This is a genomic window from Streptomyces sp. NPDC057253 (assembly GCF_042669125.1).
In the GTDB taxonomy this organism is placed as follows: domain Bacteria; phylum Actinomycetota; class Actinomycetes; order Streptomycetales; family Streptomycetaceae; genus Streptomyces.
On the sequence record NZ_JBHUXV010000006.1, the window covers coordinates 98911 to 115182 of the forward strand.

General features: G+C 67.3%; 16 protein-coding genes and 1 pseudogene. 7 read left to right on the forward strand and 10 right to left on the reverse strand.

Annotated elements, in window-relative coordinates; all coding sequences use genetic code 11:
* Nucleotides 1-217 precede the first annotated feature (217 nt).
* The 3 genes from ACFULQ_RS05095 to ACFULQ_RS05105 all read left to right on the forward strand — a co-directional run bounded on the left by ACFULQ_RS05095 (nucleotide 218) and on the right by ACFULQ_RS05105 (nucleotide 2254).
* Complete coding sequence (locus ACFULQ_RS05095) at nucleotides 218-1573, forward strand: hypothetical protein (RefSeq protein WP_383538330.1); 1356 nt, start codon at nucleotides 218-220, stop codon at nucleotides 1571-1573.
* A gap of 76 nt (nucleotides 1574-1649) precedes the next feature.
* On the forward strand, nucleotides 1650-1922 hold the full coding sequence (locus tag ACFULQ_RS05100; protein ID WP_383538333.1) for a hypothetical protein: 273 nt from the start codon (nucleotides 1650-1652) through the stop codon (nucleotides 1920-1922).
* Nucleotides 1923-1996: 74 nt separating this feature from the next.
* On the forward strand, nucleotides 1997-2254 hold the full coding sequence (locus ACFULQ_RS05105; protein ID WP_383538335.1) for a DUF6207 family protein: 258 nt from the start codon (nucleotides 1997-1999) through the stop codon (nucleotides 2252-2254).
* Nucleotides 2255-2264: 10 nt separating this feature from the next.
* On the opposite strand, the gene ACFULQ_RS05110 is transcribed toward ACFULQ_RS05105, so the two are convergent.
* From ACFULQ_RS05110 to ACFULQ_RS05120, 3 genes are all read right to left on the reverse strand, one after another.
* Nucleotides 2265-3191 (reverse strand): DUF4238 domain-containing protein, encoded by a 927-nt coding sequence (locus ACFULQ_RS05110; protein WP_383538337.1) that lies wholly within the window; start codon nucleotides 3189-3191, stop codon nucleotides 2265-2267.
* Nucleotides 3192-3263: 72 nt separating this feature from the next.
* The gene (locus ACFULQ_RS05115) at nucleotides 3264-3563 is read right to left on the reverse strand and encodes a hypothetical protein (protein WP_383538340.1); all 300 of its coding nucleotides are present in this window, start codon (nucleotides 3561-3563) and stop codon (nucleotides 3264-3266) included.
* A gap of 150 nt (nucleotides 3564-3713) precedes the next feature.
* The gene (locus tag ACFULQ_RS05120; protein WP_383538458.1) at nucleotides 3714-4973 is read right to left on the reverse strand and encodes an MFS transporter; all 1260 of its coding nucleotides are present in this window, start codon (nucleotides 4971-4973) and stop codon (nucleotides 3714-3716) included.
* 255 nt (nucleotides 4974-5228) lie between these two features.
* Here ACFULQ_RS05120 and ACFULQ_RS05125 point away from each other — a divergent pair, with 255 nt between their 5' ends.
* On the forward strand, nucleotides 5229-5753 hold the full coding sequence (locus ACFULQ_RS05125) for an ATP-binding protein (RefSeq protein WP_383538343.1): 525 nt from the start codon (nucleotides 5229-5231) through the stop codon (nucleotides 5751-5753).
* Nucleotides 5754-5821: 68 nt separating this feature from the next.
* Nucleotides 5822-6190, forward strand: coding sequence for a hypothetical protein (locus ACFULQ_RS05130; RefSeq protein ID WP_383538346.1), 369 nt, complete (start codon nucleotides 5822-5824; stop codon nucleotides 6188-6190).
* A 210-nt stretch (nucleotides 6191-6400) separates the two neighbouring features.
* On the opposite strand, the gene ACFULQ_RS05135 is transcribed toward ACFULQ_RS05130, so the two are convergent.
* Together ACFULQ_RS05135 and ACFULQ_RS05140 are read right to left on the reverse strand one after the other, a co-directional pair.
* Nucleotides 6401-7273 (reverse strand): class I SAM-dependent methyltransferase, encoded by an 873-nt coding sequence (locus ACFULQ_RS05135; protein WP_383538349.1) that lies wholly within the window; start codon nucleotides 7271-7273, stop codon nucleotides 6401-6403.
* Between the two features lie 118 nt (nucleotides 7274-7391).
* Entirely contained in the window at nucleotides 7392-8036 is a 645-nt protein-coding gene (locus ACFULQ_RS05140) for a chloramphenicol phosphotransferase CPT family protein (protein WP_383538461.1), read from the reverse strand.
* A 183-nt stretch (nucleotides 8037-8219) separates the two neighbouring features.
* On the opposite strand from ACFULQ_RS05140, the gene ACFULQ_RS05145 reads away from it, so the two are divergent.
* On the forward strand, nucleotides 8220-8933 hold the full coding sequence (locus ACFULQ_RS05145) for an HAD family hydrolase (RefSeq protein WP_383538464.1): 714 nt from the start codon (nucleotides 8220-8222) through the stop codon (nucleotides 8931-8933).
* Between the two features lie 171 nt (nucleotides 8934-9104).
* Here ACFULQ_RS05145 and ACFULQ_RS05150 read toward each other — a convergent pair whose 3' ends face one another.
* The 5 genes and pseudogenes from ACFULQ_RS05150 to ACFULQ_RS05170 form a co-directional block, all read right to left on the reverse strand.
* Nucleotides 9105-11666 carry a tyrosine-type recombinase/integrase gene (locus tag ACFULQ_RS05150; RefSeq protein WP_383538352.1) on the reverse strand — a complete coding sequence of 854 codons (2562 nt, stop codon included), beginning with the start codon at nucleotides 11664-11666 and terminating at the stop codon, nucleotides 9105-9107.
* Nucleotides 11569-12768, reverse strand: coding sequence for a tyrosine-type recombinase/integrase (locus tag ACFULQ_RS05155; protein WP_383538353.1), 1200 nt, complete (start codon nucleotides 12766-12768; stop codon nucleotides 11569-11571). Before ACFULQ_RS05155 ends, ACFULQ_RS05150 begins: the two co-directional genes overlap by 98 nt.
* Entirely contained in the window at nucleotides 12653-13141 is a 489-nt protein-coding gene (locus tag ACFULQ_RS05160; protein WP_383538467.1) for a hypothetical protein, read from the reverse strand. Before ACFULQ_RS05160 ends, ACFULQ_RS05155 begins: the two co-directional genes overlap by 116 nt.
* 87 nt (nucleotides 13142-13228) lie before the next feature.
* Entirely contained in the window at nucleotides 13229-13558 is a 330-nt protein-coding gene (locus ACFULQ_RS05165; RefSeq protein ID WP_383538356.1) for a hypothetical protein, read from the reverse strand.
* 188 nt (nucleotides 13559-13746) lie between these two features.
* Nucleotides 13747-14963 (reverse strand): annotated as a pseudogene (locus ACFULQ_RS05170) (IS256 family transposase).
* A gap of 525 nt (nucleotides 14964-15488) precedes the next feature.
* Between ACFULQ_RS05170 and ACFULQ_RS05175 the strand changes: the two are divergent.
* Nucleotides 15489-16259: an aminoglycoside phosphotransferase family protein gene (locus tag ACFULQ_RS05175; RefSeq protein ID WP_383538357.1), complete on the forward strand. Its 771-nt coding sequence runs from the start codon at nucleotides 15489-15491 to the stop codon at nucleotides 16257-16259.
* Nucleotides 16260-16272 lie beyond the last annotated feature (13 nt).

Here is a 16272-nt window from a genome sequence, read left to right on the forward strand (position 1 = left end):
CCGCATTCCCCCTGGCCACCACAGCTTTTCGACGCTGCGGTGCAGCGTCACAACCCTCTTCTCTCCTCCTCTCACTGACCAAGCCCTGGGAAATAGGTGGGGGTGGGGTGTCAGTGGTGGAGGCGATCATCGGGTTCAGGGCGCGCCGGGTGCCCTCTGCGGCCGGGGACCGGCGCCCGGCCGGTGGCCGGACGCCGACGACGGGAGGGCGGAGCTGATGGCGAAGCGTAAGGAGAACGAGGCGGGATCGTCGACCGCGTACCGCGCCGATGCGCTGCGCGTGCTCGGGGTGCTCAAGGCTGCGACGGCGGACCAGATCCAGCGCCTGTCCTCACCGCACCTGACGTACCGACACACCCTCAAGGACACCGCGGCCAAGCGGAAGGACGCGCGCACCGCCTCCCACCGCGGTGCGCTCAACGATCTGCGACGGCACGGCCTGGCCGTCGACGGCGGCCGCACCCGAGGCGGGGAGGAGGTGCGCCTGCTCACCAAGGACGGGCTGGCCGCCGCCGGCCTCGAGTTGGACCGGGGGCCGGAGGAGATGGGCGGCATGCCTAAGAGCGCGGGACGCTCGGGTGCCTCGCACCCGATGACGGTCATCGCGATGATCCGCCCGAAGCCCGATCTGGAGCTGGTGGCCGGTGAGCCGGCCGAAGCCGTTGCGGCCGCCCAGGCCTCGGTCGACGCACCCGACGGGATCGGCACCCTCACCTCCTACGCCACCGAGGTCGCCCTCCCGGCAACCGGCACCTGGCGGAATCCCGGCGTCGGCTGCGCGTGGGCCGACATCGTCCTCACCGCTCCGGAGGCCGGGCTGCCGCTGTTGTTCATCGAGGCCGACAACTGCACTGAGGAAGCGCCGATCATCGCGGCGAAGTTCGACAAGTACGTGCGTCACTTCCACCGGACGGTGAAGGACACCGACGGCCAGGACAAGCCGATGTGGCGCACCCGCTGGTCCGCCCCCGCTCCCCAGTGGGGCGACGCGCCCCATCCGCCGGTCCTGCTCGTCTTCCACCAGGTCGGCAAGCGGACCGCCAGGACGCAGATGGAGCGTGTCGCCGACCTCACCCGCAGGCACTGGCAGGGCCAGTGGGCCGAAGGCGGCTTCCGCATCTACGACGGGAAGATGGCGATCGTGGCGACCACGCTGGAGCTGCTGCGCGAGCACGGCCCGGCCGGTCCCGCGTTCCGGCGCTTCGGCCGCGACGGCTACCAGAACCTCTGGGATGCGATCGGCAACCCTCGCCGGGATGTCGGCCTCGCCCGCCGTGCTGAAGAGGGGCGGCGCCGTCTCGCGCAGGAAGCCGCCGAACGTGAGGCTCAGCGACCGGTGTGCAGGGACTGCGGACAGAAGTTCACCGATGCCCGGTGGAAGGCCAGCATCGCGGTCGACTGGGGCCGCGGGGACAGTCACCCGCACCTGTGCGACGACTGCAAGGCGCGTGTGCTCGAGGCGGAGCGGCAGGCGGAACAGATCGAATGGGAGCGCCAGGAGCAGGAGCGCCGGGAGGCGGAAGTGGCGCAGGACTCGAAGGCCGGCGGCTGGCTCGAACGCTGGCGGAGCTGACCCGGCAGCGCGGGGGCTTGCTCAGGACCACCTGGGCAAGCCCCCGTTGTCGGTGGCGACTGCGAGGCTGCACTGTATGGACAGCGACGATGAGCAGCTGCTGCGCGGCCGGATCTACGGAGCCGACCACGACCACCCGGGCCCGAAGCCGGGACGCAGCTACGCCGAACTGGTGGGCGGACCGCTGGACGGGCTGCTGCTCGACATCACCGGCTGGAGGCCGGTGGAGATCGGCGACGGTGTCTCCCTCCTCACGGAGCTCGGGCAGTTCGGGCCCGGCGGGCGGGCGCTGTACGACCCGCGCCCTGGCGACCCGGCCCGCTGGGACTGGGGCGGCGACAGCCCCTGACAGCCCGCCACTCGGTCGGGTGAAGACACCGCCGCGGCGGAACCCTCCCCGGCCGCCCGGGCGTAGTGCCGTACATGGACCCGATCAACGAGGTGCACGTGAGTGAGCCGGGCCTGGTCGTCGTTGACGTCGCGGCCGCCGACGACGCCACCGCCCTAGCTTTCCAGCAGCTGCTCGCCGACCAGTGGGCGACAGCGACAGCGGAGCAGACGACCCGCGAGGCGGGGGAGCCCGGCGTACGGCTGCGCTGCTACATGGACTTGAGGCAGCCGGTCGGCTCGGATGCTTCGGCCCTCGTGCCTCCGCAGGTCTTCACAGAGGTACAGCGATGACGATCGCCTGTCAGGTGGTGCGGTTCCCGGCCAGCCGTCGCTGTGCGGCGCGTTCCACGAACGGCTCCAGGCCGCTCTCGGGGTGCAGGTACACGTAGCGGTCGGCGGCTTGGATCTGCACGGCGTTGAGGCGGTCGACGAAGGACCGGGGGACGGTGAGCGTGACGTCCTCGGGGCCCAAGGACAGCAGGTGCTTCGGGCCGATGGGAAGGATGAGGGTCTGAGCGTCACCGAACGCCATGCCGTACATGGTGCGGCTTTCCTTTACGGACAGGGGCAGGGCCGGGTTGTCGCCGATCAGGAACTGGCCCGTCTCGGGCGTGATCACCTCCAGCCGCCGCGTCGACGCCAGGTCCCGCATTTTGTGGAAGGTGTCCTCGATGCTGGTGCGGAAGAGCTTGCCGCTCTCGCGGTCGCGCATAACCGTGGACCGTTCGATGAGGCGTTCGGCGAAGGCTCCCAGGGCAGCCGGGCCGGACAGATATAGGCCCGTCTCGCGCAGTGCTTCGAGGCGCAGCTGCTCCGGATACTGGGTGAGCACCTTGGCGAGCAGGCGTGTGCGGGCCCGCTCGACCGAGTCGGTGTGCACGTCGCGGTAGTGGAGCGACCGGACGTAGTGGAGCACGACCAGGTCGCGCAGCACGTCCACGTGAAGAGGGTCGGCGAACGGAGTGCCGACGTGCACGGCGGCGAGCGCCGCAGGCACGCGCCTCTCCACGTCGCCCCACAGTGCTTCAACGGCTGGGGAGTCGACGGCGACGAAGTCCTTGACCCAGCCGCATCGGCTGGTGGGCATCCGCTTGTGCACGCGTCCGGGGTTGTGCAGGTCGAACGGGAGCAGCTGCAGGCTGCCGCCCTTCGGCTCGGGCGCCGTGAACTCTGTGAGCAGGACCTGGGATATGAGGTGTTGCCGCGATGTGTGCTGTGCTGTTCCCACACGCCGAATTCTGCCAAGTGCCCCTCGCCACCCGCTCAGAGTTTCCCGGCTGCCGATCCGCAGGGTCGCCGGTCAGTGCAGCCGGACCACGGTGACGACCGAGTGCCGGGTCGTGCCCGCCACGACCTCCACCACCACGTCACCGGCGGCGGGGGTGTAGGTGTCGCCGGCGTTCGTGGACGCCTGCCCGGCCTGGGGGACCAGGTGGGGGCCGACGACGGAGGCGAGCGCCGTGGTCAGTCGCTGGGACAGCGCGACGCGTCCGTCGGGTAGCCGTACGGCGAGTGCCTTCGGATGTCGCGCGGTGCCGGTGAAACCGACCACGGTGACGTCGACCGTGTCCGCGTGCCGGACCTTCGACCTTCTCTGCACCAAGTCAAGCTGGGCAAGCCGTGAAGACGGAGGCTGACTGACGTCGGGTGCTGCCGAAGACCAAGAAGGCCGAGCCCCCCGCTTGAGTTCCGAACGGCGAGCACCGGCGTCAGGTGTTCGTGAGCAGCGCCGAAACGGTCGTCACCGTGACTACACCCGTTTCGCCCCCGAACCCTGCGGCAGCGAGCCATCAGCTGTGTCGTGGTGAGAGCCGATACGGTCCATCTGCCTCCAGGCTGGGAAGATCACGGGGCACAGCGTGGCGAGCAGGTACACACCGCCGACCGCCAGCAGCGAGAAGGGCAGGCCGACCGAGTCCACGAGGAAGCCCGCGGCCAGACCGCCCAGCGGAGTGACCAGCTGGACCGAGGCCGTTGTCGCGCTCAGCACGCGGCTGCGCAGGGCCTCCGGCACCGTCTCATACGTCACGGTGGCCACGATGGGGTTGAGGACACCGAAGGCGAGACCCTCTACCCCCATGATCACGGCCAGCGGGAGGAAGGTGTCACTGAAGGCGGCCACCACGAAGCGCGGCAGGCCCCCGATGAGAAACGCGATCGTGAACACAGGCCACCGCCGAAAGCGGCTGCCCACCGCCCCGTAGACGAGAGCCCCCGTGAGCGCGCAAACCCCAAACGCCGCGTTCAGCAGACCGAGATCGACGGCACCGTCAAGCTCCTGGCGGGCATGCACGGGCAGGAGCACGGCGCTCCACCCTTGGTCGAGACCCCGGGTGACCAGCGTCATCAGGCACAGACCCAGCAGCAGCGGCGTGGCCGCCACGAAGCGATACCCTTCCGCGAGTTCACGACGGTAGGCGCGCAGCGACGCCGGCTCGGCCCGTCGTTGGGCCTGCGCCTCGGGCAGGCCCCGCACTCCGAACGCGAACAGTGGCGCCGCCACGGCGAAGGTCGCGGCATCCACCAACAGGACGTTCGCGGCTCCCAGTACGGCGATCAGCACACCTCCGAGGGCGGACGCCGTCAGCGCCGCACAGCGTGCAGCACCGTCGTACAGCGAGGCCGCCCTGGTCAACGGCATTCCGGCGCGTGCGGCGAGGGTAGGCAACAGCACGCCGCGAGCGGTTTCACCCGGCGCACGGAACAGCCCTGTAATCGCCATCAGCACGCACAGCATCCACAACTGCAGGATGCCGGCGAACTGCAGCAGCGGGATCGCCGCGACGGCGGCCCCGCAGGCGAGATCCGAGGCGACACTCAGCCGCCGTCGCCCCATCCGGTCGATGACCGGGCCGGTGACGAGCGCGGCGAGCACTGCGGGCAGCAGAGTGCAGAACGCGACGATTCCGGCCTTGGCGGCACTGCCCGTGCTTTGGAGCACGAACCACGGCACGCCCATGTAGGTGAGGCAATTCCCTGCGATCGAAACGAGGTTGGCGGCAAGAACCATTGCCAGAGGACGGCGATCAACCGTCCCGAAGTCTTCGGACACTACGGTGGTCTCCCAAAGGGGAAGCGCCCACCCTGAACGAAGCAGGTCAGCCGGTGGGCGAAGCGAAGTGATCAGCGTCTGGCGCGCATGACGAGGCGCACCGCGGTGCGGTGTTCACAAGCAGCGCCTCCAACACTTCGCCGGGATGACCACCCGGCACCTCCACGCATTGTGACCTCGGGCACCGGCCCGTCGCAACGACAATCCGCCCTCATGGCGTCTAGGCCACCTGCTGCCCCAGACCGTGCCGACCGAATCCCGCCGCGCCGCCCTCGCGCTCTCCCTGACCGTGTGCAGCAGTGCGGCGTGGGTGGGCGCTTCGCTGGGCGGCGTACTGGGCGCCGCCATCGGGCCCGGCTGGGGGCCTGGCCGTCGCCGCGTCCTCCCTCGGCGCGGTCGCCTGACGGACACGCGGGCCGCATCTGGGACGGTCGCATCCGCGAGCTCATCCGCCCCGGCCTGCTCATCCTCGACGACTTCGCTATACGTCAGTTGTCCGCCTCTCAGGCCGACGAAGTCTACGAACTCGTCTGTGAGCGGCAGGGCAGGTATCTGATCATGACCAGCAACAGGGTGCCCAGCGACTGGTATCCCATGTTCCTCATCCCGGTTGTCGCCGCGCTGCTGGACTGGCTGGTCAACTCCAGCCAACAGGTCATCATGAACGGCCCCAGCTATCGGCCCAACAAGCGGCCCAAGGGCCCGACCGAGAAGCCGGGCACACCCTCGAACGGCTGATCTGATGCCCCTCCGCCAATGTCACAGGCCCCCGCTACTCTCACGGCGTCGAGATCAAGGAGGACCCAGTGCTTGAAGGCGTGCTGATCGCGGAAAGTCTGCGGCTGGGAACGGAGTTGGCAGGAGTGCCGCTGCACATCACCAAGATCGCCAGAGTGGAGGTGAACAACGCGGCGGCCGAGCAGCCGCAGCAGTGGACTCTCCTGGACTTCGCCGCCGAGGAGACCGACGCCGAGCGTCTGGCCGAGCAGCTGGCTGCCTGCCTGGCCCCGACCGGGGGCTGGTATGTCAACTACAACACCACCACGGAGGCGTTCGTGATCTTCGCCGATAAGGTCTTCCGCTATCCGCGCAAGCAGGCCGAAGGCCGTCGGCAAGCGCAGAACTACGCGCGCTCCATCGGCATCCCCGAGTCACAACTGGACTGGCAGGACTGACCCGTCGGGCCCCGCATCACCAGCGGGGCCCGACCGCAGCTACAGCCACCACCTGGGGAATCACGTGACCCAGGGGGGGTGGGGAATCGGCTGACCGTCGGCACCCTCATACGCTGGCGACAGCTGAAATTGTCGCTGTGACTCGTGTCGCCGTGGCCCACAGGTCTTCGCGTTCATCATGGGGTTCTGCTGGACTGCTGCGGATGGGGGTCACGGCGAGCTTTGGACGCGTTGAGCGGTGTAGGTGACAGTTAGGCGCGGGTCTGCGACCTGGCCGCCGAGCTCGTCGACGAGCGAACCGAGGCGAGTGAGGAACTCTTCGCGGTCGGGCGCGGAGAGTTCCGCGATGTTCGGGAACGTGGACCACTGATCCCGTGCGGTCTGCGGGGTCAGGATCTGCTCCCATTCGATGATCTCGACGGAGACGTTGTCGAAGTAGCCGCCCGTGGTCAACTGGCTGCGCCACCGGTCGGTGTCGAGGACGTGCGAGCGGCTGTCCCGGTAGCCGGTCCCGCCGGGCAGCAGGTCGTGGTAGACCTCGTCGAGCCTGTCGCGGAAGAGCGTGGGCCGCTTGACGTCGCCGAAGTCGTTCCACCACGCCGCCAGCCAGCCGCCCGGACGCACCAACCGGGCGATTTTCGCGGTCGACGTGGCCGGGTCGAGCCAATGCAGCGCTGTCGCCGCCGCCGCGAGGTCGAACCCGCCTGGCAGGTCTGCAGCCTCGAAGTCACTGACGTGGACCTCCAGCCGGTCACAAGCGTGATCGGCGACGAGGATCGCGGCCAGGCTTTCGCCGGGCTCGACCGCGACCACGTGCGCGCCGGCCGCCAGCAGCGGCTCGGTGGCCAGGCCCGTACCGGCACCGATCTCGAGCACCCGCGTACCGGGCCGCAGTCCGCAGCGCTCTGCCAACAGGTCGAAGACCGCGTCCGGGTACCGTGGTCTGCCTCGTTTATAGGTCAGCGCATCGGCGTTGAACGACATCCGGCGAGCTGCGCGCGTCGTGTCAGCCATCATCGATCGCTCGGCGGTGACAGCTTCCTGAGGAGCTCCGGTGTCGAGGTCAGATTCTTGATCGTCCACTTCGGCAGTCTGCCAGCTACGCCTTACGGGGCCACAGGATTTTCGCCCCGGGTGCCATGCGCAGCTGGGAGCCACAGGTGGTCGCGAAACCTCGTGATGCTGCACAGCAATGCCGCGCTCATTTCGTCACGTCATAACCAGAAGGTGGCGGCTTGACAGGGAGGTTCGCTTTGAGCCTCTCGAATGCGGTGGGCGTCGAGCGGTGCGACAGGAAGTTCTTGATCTGTTGAGCACAGTCGGCCGGGCTGGCGGTGCTCGTGTCGCACTCGATGTCGTAGAGGCCGTGGGCATGGACCTGGGTGATCTGGCGTGCGGCCAGCCCTGGCGTGCGGTCTGAGCGCTCCTGTTCGCGCCGTTGGAGTTCCGGCAGAGGACAGTGCACTCCGACCAGCATCACGTCTTTGGGGGCGAAGAGCGCGACACAGTCGAGTAGGTGCCAGGGCTCGCTCAGGACGTGATCGACCACGATGTTGTTGCCTGCTGCGGCCATTCCGGCGACCGCACGGTGGAAGCCCATCAATGCACGCCTGAGCAGCGAGGGTAGTTCCTCCGAAGCGATGGCCCGCTGGGGCCGCATGGCATCGAGCATGTCCACCGGCATGTGGAAGTACATGTCGTCCAAGGCCGTGAGGAGCGCCTCGGCGATGCTCGACTTCCCGGAACTCGACGTGCCGTTCAGAAAGATGATCAGTCCTCCGGCTGACTGCGAAGCACCCGCCGAGTTCGCACACTCGTGCGATTCATTTGCTCTTGGAGTCGCCATGATCTTCCCCCTCTTCATGAGTCGCCCGTATCCGATCATGATGCATGCGCAGACGCCAGCCCGTTTGAGGGGGAGAGTGACGGCGGCCAGCAGCAATGGGGGACATTCGTTCACCACGCCGAACCGGGACAGCATCAGATTGCTTACTGTTCGAAGGTCAGTAGATGGAGCGAAGATGTGACCATGCATGGTCATCGCGTCACCCACGTTCTGTTCGACTTCTTCGGAACCCTGGTCGATCATGCTCCCGGCGGCCCCGACCGCGACTTCGCCCGTTCGCACGACCTCATGCGAAGCCTGGGCGCCGCGCTGCCCTACGACGAGTTCCTGGCGGCATGGTCGAAGACCTCGGAGCAGTTCGCAAAGCTCAGTGACATCGACAACCGCGAGTACTCGATGACCGACATCGGCACGGCATTCCTGCGCGATGTCCTCGGCCGTCCACCGGCACGCGCCGCCGTCGACCAGCTGGTGCGCACCTATTTGTCGCAATGGAACAAGGGTGTGCGCCACCTGCCAGACATCGGCGGCCTGCTTACAGCGTTGGCCGCCGATTACCGGCTCGCGATCGTGAGTAACACGCAGGAAGCCGACCTCGTCCCGAGTCACCTCGAAGCGATGGGAGTGCGGCAGCTGTTCGACGCGGTGGTGACCTCATACGAGGTCGGCTGGCGAAAGCCGCACCCCGCCATCTACACGGCCGCGTTGAACGAACTCCGGATTGCTCCCGGCGCGGCCGTGTTCGTCGGCGACACCTACGAAGCCGACTACTGCGGCCCCCTGCGGGCTGGGATCCGCTCGCTCCTCATCGACCCACACCGCGGCGCTGCCATACCCCACGAGGCCCGCCTCTCCTCGATCTTCGAGGTGTCTGCCCGTCTCGCGGCACTCAACTGAGCAGACCGTGATCGACAGCACGCGACCCAGTACCTTTGACGATCTACGAGGTGGACTCCTCCACCATCGGCCGCGCGATCCCCTGGGGTCTGTGAACGTCTCGGCCCACGAACGAAACCGCTCGTTGAAGGCGATGGCCACGCTGTCTTCTGCAGGCGCACATCCCGGTCGTCAGCTGTGCGGAGAGGGGACAGTTGGGATGCCGAGGTTGACGAGGGCGCGGCGTGTGAGGCGGGCCGCGTCGGCTTGCTTGGTGCGGACGAAGGTCAGGGTCAGGTCAATGCCCTCGATCTCGCCGAGCCACTGCTCCTCCTCGGCTCGCTTTCTGCGGAGGAGTAGGTCTTTCTCGATCTCCGCGAGCCTGGGGAGCATCTTCGGGTTGACCTGCAGCATCGGGCATCGGATGCAGGCGTGTTCGTGCTGGCAGGGTGATCCGTAGGGGCGAGCGCAGTTGCCCAGTTCGACCTTCCGCTTGTCGAAGTGCTCCTCGAACTCGGACCGCTCCTCGGAGGTGATGTCGGCGTACTCGTCCTCAGGCCGCAGGGACCGGCGGTGGTTCAGGAACTCCTGGTAGGACTTGACGATGTCCTCGGCGAAGACCGCGACATACCCCTGAGTGGTCTGGAGATTCACGTGGCCGAGCAGGGCGGCGCCGATATGGATCGGCAGGCCGCCGTTGACGATGTCGGTGGCGAAGAGCCTGCGGAAGTCGTGCGGGGTGAACGTCATAGCGGCGAAGGCGTCGTTCGTCTCGGCGATCCTCTTGCAGGTGCGGCGGAGCATCTTCAGGACGGTGCCAGCCGCAATGACCCCGCGGATGGTGCCGATCTTGCGTTGCAGCAGGAACGGCATGGGCTCTGACCAGGTCTTTTCATGAGGGTCGTAGCGGCTGACCAGTGGGATCGGCGTTCCGTGGGGCGTCTGCCGGCGGACGATCTGCGCGACGGCGTGGAAGAGCTCGGCCGACATCGGGATCACCCGCTCTCGGTCGCTCTTGGAGGGTGCCACCACCAGCAGAGCGATGACTTCGCCGTTGGGGCGTTGGTACTGGCGGATGCTGAGGTGGGTCAGTTCAGTGAGTTCCTCGACCCGGATGCCGCTGTGCCGCAGGAGTTCGACGGTTGCCCACTCCCAGAAGGCGACATCCTCAGCCTTGGTGACGTCGATCGTCTTGCCCGTGCGGTGGTCGACGACTCTGACGGCCGGATCTTCGAGGAGCCGGGCCTTGCGCTGGTCCGTTTCGGAGTTGGTGCGTTCATAGCGGTGTCCATCGAGGGTGAACGCGCCGCCCAGCGGGGCGCCGCGGCCGGCTTGCAGCAGGGCGAACAGGTGCTCGCGCTGTGCTTCGACATGCTGGACGAGCGCGGGCAGCAGGGGCTGACGCACGCGCGTGCGGTCGGCCATGTTCCGGTTGTTCTCGCGGCGGCGCTCGCCGTATCCCTTCAGGTCGCGCGGCAGAACGGGGCAGGGGGCGACCCACTGGGCCCACCTCTCCGGCTCGGTAATGGCCCAACTGTGAAGGTCGACATAGAGGCCGCGGACGGACAGCAGGATCATCTCGAAGTGCTTGCGGATCTTCGTCTTGTCGTTCGTCCAGTAGCGCAGATCGGTCCGCCACTGGTCATAGACCTCCGGGCTGAGCACGAGGTCCTTCTGACCGGGGTTGATCTTCTCGATGCTCACCCAGAACAGACTCACCAGGTAGCGGGCAAGCGTCCGGAGCGTGCTGTAGTCGGAATCTGCACGACGGCGGGTCAGGTAGTCGATCAGGAGCTGACGGACCTCGCCATTCTGGATGGGGTAGCTGTCAACGAGTTCTTCGACCGTCTTCTGGCCGTTGTAGACGAACATCCGCAGGGTCGGTGGCGTGCCGTGCGGGAAGTGTCCGGTGCTGTGCAGCACCTCCCAGGCGGCAAGAGCACCGAAGCCGGCGTCTCTTTTGCCTTGGCTGTGGACGTTGCCCAGCTTCTTGACCTCCAGTGCGTAGTGCAGGAGTGCAGAAGGGGAAAGGTCGGCAAGGTCGATGCCCTGGGTGGTCAGCGCGCAGGTGAGGTCGAACTTCGCCCGCAGCCGGTTCAGGGGGTTCATCTGGGGGTGAGTATCGATCGCGGCGAATACTCCGTCCAGTTGAGGGTCGCGCTGAAGCCTGCGGAAGAACTCGGGGTAGCGGATGAACATGTTCGCCCTGAACCCCGGCAGCGACGGTTGGACGACCCGCAGGCTGAAGGCCATCCTCAATGCGGAGGTCAGGTTGCTGCTGTCGTAGCCGACACCTGGTCTGGCCAGGGTGTTCACCGAGGGCGCCTTCTCGTCGTTGAAGCCGCTGGCCTCCCAACGCTCCTGCCAGGTGGCGCCGGGCAAGGTCTCCAGGTGGCCGAAGAGCATCCGGACGCCGTGGCGGCGCTTCTCCCTGACTGACTTCTTCTCGCTTGGGATGAACTCCATGGCCAGGTGGCAGAGGTCCTCGACGGAAGCGGCTGTCAGGTCCCCGAACGGGGCCGGCGGATACTCGGGCTTCGGGGCCGGAGCCGCTTTGAGGACGGCTGCCTGGAACTTGGTGCGGTCCTTGGGCTGACGGACCTCATCGGGCTGCATCCTCCGCTGGCGGACCGTGTAGGTCTCGACCGTGGTCCGGTTAACCACCGAACACCGCCTTGAAGTCGTCCGGGTCGTAACCAGGCGCGATAGTCCATGCGACGCGTGGCCGGTTGTAGTGCTGCTGAAGCGCGTCAAAGAGATCTTCGACCCGGGCGTTGAGGTAGCGGCCGGTAGTGGCCAGGTCGGTGTGACGCATGATCATGCGGACCTGGGCGAGCGTGAGGCCGGGGTCGTTGGCCATCCGATTGGCGGCGGTGTGCCGCAGGTCGTGCAACGTCCAGTTGGTGCCGAGCTTGTTGTTCGCGCGCTGGATGATCCGGCGCATCGCCCAGTAGCTCAGCGGCCTTTCGGGGCCCCGCCGGGTCCGCAGCACCGGTTCATGTGCTGGCGGCAAGCCGGTCTGATCGAGGTAAGCGGCCAGGACCACCAGAGCCTGCGGGCTCACAGGCACCGGCTCGCGGACCTGCGTGCCCTTGGTGACGACGTAAATCTGCTGGCCGGACCAGTCGATGTCATTGGGCGTGATTCCCAGAAGTTCGCCGGCCCGTGAGCCGCTGGAGACGTAGAGCAGGACGGCGGCCCGGTCCCGGTCGTGTGTCATCGCGGCGAAGAGCTCGTCCCACAGCGCGTCGGGGATGGCCCGCGGATCGGTGCTGCGAACCCGCTGGCGGAGCCGGGCCCGTCGGAACGGCGGCGCAGGCGTGTCGGGATCGCGATGGGCCAGGGCACGGCCCTGAGCGGCCGATTCCGGCACTGGATTCACCAGGGGGCCGCGGTTGTGGTGGCGGTGGAAGGCGTAGAAGCTGCTGATGACCGTGAGGTTGTGGTTGATCGTCGCTGGCGCGTAACCGGCCCTGAGGTAGGGCTTGCCGGTCCTGGTGTTCACCGAACCCGGCGGCGGAGCATCCGGCCTCGTACGCCGGCGTTGCGGGTTCTCCGCCATCCGAAGCCAGCCCACCAGTGCGTATGCCTCAGCCTGGGTGGCGCGGTCCCACGGAACGTCAAGGAACCACAGCAGCCGGTACCAGCGCAGCATGTCGTACGCGTAGCTGCGATCGGTGAGCGGGCGGTTGTCGTCAAGTGCAAGTTCTCTCAGGTACGGGGTGACGGGCTCAACGACTTCACCTGAGGCGTCGTGAACGGCGTATCCGGGGTACTTGGTCTCCAGCTCGACAACGGAGCCGACACGGGGGACCGTCGCTCGCCCCTCGACCACGTCGCGGTGGCGGTCGTGCATACCTCTCCTTGGGGCTCGGGATTGCCCTGGCCAACGAGCCAGAGAAGGTGCAGTTAACACACCAGACCCTCTTGCCCGGCGTATACACCGATAGGAGGGGCTTGGCCACGAGCCCCTCCACCCCTGTTCCCTCAAGCGCGGCAAACCAGAGCAGCGCCTCTTCCGGGTCGGTGGTCGACCAGACCGGCTCGATCGGCGGGTCGACCGCGGCGACGACGTCCAGGAGGACCTGGCGGCGCTCGCGGTAGGGCCGCGATCGAAGGTCGGGGAGGCCTGCGGCGGGGTGGGCCGAGGATGTCGAAAGCGACGAAGGTCGCGGTGATGCCGATCTCGAAAATTCCTCAGTGTCGCTCTTCGTCCCCAGTTGGTTCACGAAGTGAACCAACTGGGGAAAGTGGGGAGCGGAAAGCAGAAGGACTCACCGATCGCTGGGTCGATGAGTCCTTGAGTGCGGGGTGGGTCAGTGGGACGAGACGAAGCCCGCCGACTGGTCGAGGTGGAATGGTGAGCCGGGGCTCGCCGACGTCCAGCCGCCGCTGAGAGCGGTTCGGATGCTGTCAGCCACTTGGGCGGGCAGGATCGGGCTGCCTTGTGTTCCCAACCAGTTGCTCGGGTGGGGCTGGTTGGTGGTGACCACCAGCGTGGTGCCGGGAGTGTCGGCGTGTTCGACCGCGTAGGTGAGGGGTGACCGGACCAGGCCCTGGTCGTAGGTCGGCCGTCCGCGGAGTCGCCACCGGTAGGCGGTGCCGTCGACGTTGATGAGCCGCGATCCCTTTTTGACCAGTGCCATGTCCACATCCTTTCCCGGGTGACAGTAGTGAACGGCGACTGATCGTGTCCTGCCGATTCCCGGCGGACGGTGTCAGTGTCTGCGCATCGGGATTACGTCCCGGCTTACTGCTGGGATGGTGGGTCGAGCGGCCTCAGGAGTGGCCAGCAGGGCGACGATGGTGGGTCATGTCCCGCTGGGTGGTGTAGTCAGGGCAGCTGTTTCGGTTCCGGTTGTGGGGTGATCTGCGGTTCGAGCGGGGTCGGTTGGGTGGTGAAGAGCTCGGCCATGGAGGCTTCGGAGAGGTAGCGGCGGTCGAAGACCTGCCATTCGTCGTGGAGTTCAGCGAGGACTGCGGCGGCGAGCCGGTCCAGGGCGGCGGGGTTGGGGAAGACCTGGACGACGTCGGCCCGTCGTTTGATCTCCCGGTTCAGCCGCTCGAGCGGGTTGGTCGACCAGATCTTCTTCCAGTGCGCCGGCGGGAAGTCGGCGAATGCGGTGATGTCGGTTGCCGCAGCCAGCAGCATCTTCTTGACCCGTGGGAATTGCCGTCCGAGCATGTCGGCGACCACATCCAGCTGGGTGCGGACCTGCTCGGCGGTGGTCTGCGCGAAGACGGTGCGGATGGTGGCCGCGACCATCTCTCCCGAGCCCTTTTCGATCACTGCGAAGACGTCCCGGACGAAGTGAACCCGGCAGCGCTGCCAGGCTGAGCCGAGGAAGACAGTGCGGATCGCGGCCACCAGCCCGCTGTGGCTGTCGGAGATGACCAGCTGGACGTTCTCCAGGCCGCGGGCTGGAAGCGAGCGCAGGAACTTGGTCCAGAACGGCTTCGACTCGCTGTCTCCGACCATCAGCCCGAGGATCTCGCGGTGCCCGGTGCCTGCGAGGCGATCCGGTGATTGACCCGGGCCTTGCAGTAGGTGGCGTCGAGGAAGACGTAGGGGAAGACGGTGTGATCGAGCGGCCGTTCCTTGAACGCGGTCAGTTCCTCGTCCAGCTCGCCGCAGATCCGCGAGACCTCAGACTTCGAGATCCCGCTGTCCGCGCCGAGTGCTTTGACCAGGTCATCGACCGAGCGGGTCGAGACACCGTGCACGTATGCCTCCATCACCACGGCGAACAACGCCCGGTCGATGCGCCGGCGCCGCTCCAGCAGGGAGGGGAAGAACGACCCGGACCGCACCTTGGGAATCTTCAGATCGAGGTCACCGGCCTGCGTGGTCAGCAGGCGTTCGCGGTGTCCGTTGCGCCAGGTCGTGCGCTTGTCGGTGTGCTCGCCCGGGGCTGCACCGATCACATCGGTCGCCTCGGCCTCGATCAGTTCCTGCAGGATGCGCTCGCACACCACCCTGATCGCTTCAACTCCATCGGCCCGACGTAGTGACTCCAGCAGCCGCATCAGCTCAGACTGGGACAAGGCCATCGCGTGCTCCTCCGGTCGAACTGCCCGTTCACCAGGGAGACTTGCGTGATGGCCTGCCCTTGTTCAGGGAGCATGCATCGCCAGCGGATGCACGCCCCGGGCAGACACCCGCGCGTTCCGGGACCCGGCCCGGCTACACCACTTCATGGGACGCCATCTGAGCCCGATTTGTACAGCCAGGTACGGGCAGCCCTGAAACTCGGGTACCCCCGCCTGCGCCTGCGCGAAGACGTCCAGGATCCAGAACCGAGCTGCGATCCCGACGTCTCAATTTCTCCGGCGATGCCTCGCCGGACACGCCCGCCCTTCCACGCTGCGTACAGTCAAGGCGTCGCCGCAGTCACCGCGCAGCTGACACAGCCCCATGGGGCTGTTGCTGCACCCACGCGATTCGGAGAAGAACCCTTCATGGCCCAGAACACATCTATGCCATCTGACCTGCGGCGATGGACCAGCAGCCACCTGCCCGGAGCGGACAACGTCACGGACGTGTCTTGGCCCCGGGGCAGTTCCATGGTCTGGCGGGTGGGCTCAGGCCCTGACGCGGTCTTCGTGAAGCGCAGCCCGAGCCCGACGGACTACGAGCGCGAGATCCAGGGTTATGCCTACGCGTCGCGTGCACTGGCCCCCCACGAAGCGCCCCGCCTCCTCGCCGCGGACACCGACCTTCAGGTCATCATGACGTCGCTCCAGCCGGGCGACATCGTGCGGGGCCTGCCTCTCGAAGCGGCAGCAGAGCGGCGCGTGTACGAACTCGCCGGCGCTCTCCTGCGGCGCTGGCACGATCACTCCGCCCCGGCCTCGGACCAAGGCCTCGCGGACACCCGGGCCTCCATGTCCGACCAGGCGCAGGAGGCCACCGCTTGTCTGGCCAGCACCGCCGAGCGCCTCGACCCCGCACAGCGGAAGCTTGTGCAGTGCGTCGCCGAGGAACTGCCGCAGCTGACGTCCGGCCTGCCAGCCGTGTTCCGGCACGGTGACTACTCCACCCGTAACTGGATGTGGCACCCGACGCACGGCCACGGCTTGATCGACTTCGCGATGTCTGCGCCCGGCCTCGCCGTGGAGGAGTTCGTGTGGCTGTGCGGCGCGGTCTGGGTCGTGCGCCCCGACCTCAAGGCCGCCTACTTCTCCGGCTACGGCCGCCCGCTGTCGGACACCGAAGAGTGGGTGCTGCGCCTGCTGACCGCGCGGCTCGGGGTCTCCTATTTGAACTCGGGCCTCACCAAACATGAATCCGCTCTCGTTGAGCGCGGCCATCTCATCCTCACGCGCATGACACACGAGTACCAGTAGCGGTCCAAGCCAG

Bases quoted from the DNA above. Each gene is read 5' to 3' on its own strand.
- ACFULQ_RS05140 (WP_383538461.1), bottom strand. From the start codon at position 8,036: ATGGCGACTCCAAGAGCAAATGAATCGCACGAGTGTGCGAACTCGGCG.
- ACFULQ_RS05105 (WP_383538335.1), top strand. From the start codon at position 1,997: ATGGACCCGATCAACGAGGTGCACGTGAGTGAGCCGGGCCTGGTCGTC.
- ACFULQ_RS05165 (WP_383538356.1), bottom strand. From the start codon at position 13,558: ATGGCACTGGTCAAAAAGGGATCGCGGCTCATCAACGTCGACGGCACC.
- ACFULQ_RS05100 (WP_383538333.1), top strand. From the start codon at position 1,650: ATGGACAGCGACGATGAGCAGCTGCTGCGCGGCCGGATCTACGGAGCC.
- ACFULQ_RS05120 (WP_383538458.1), bottom strand. From the start codon at position 4,973: ATGGTTCTTGCCGCCAACCTCGTTTCGATCGCAGGGAATTGCCTCACC.
- ACFULQ_RS05095 (WP_383538330.1), top strand. From the start codon at position 218: ATGGCGAAGCGTAAGGAGAACGAGGCGGGATCGTCGACCGCGTACCGC.
- ACFULQ_RS05155 (WP_383538353.1), bottom strand. From the start codon at position 12,768: ATGCACGACCGCCACCGCGACGTGGTCGAGGGGCGAGCGACGGTCCCC.
- ACFULQ_RS05125 (WP_383538343.1), top strand. From the start codon at position 5,229: ATGGCGTCTAGGCCACCTGCTGCCCCAGACCGTGCCGACCGAATCCCG.
- ACFULQ_RS05145 (WP_383538464.1), top strand. From the start codon at position 8,220: ATGCATGGTCATCGCGTCACCCACGTTCTGTTCGACTTCTTCGGAACC.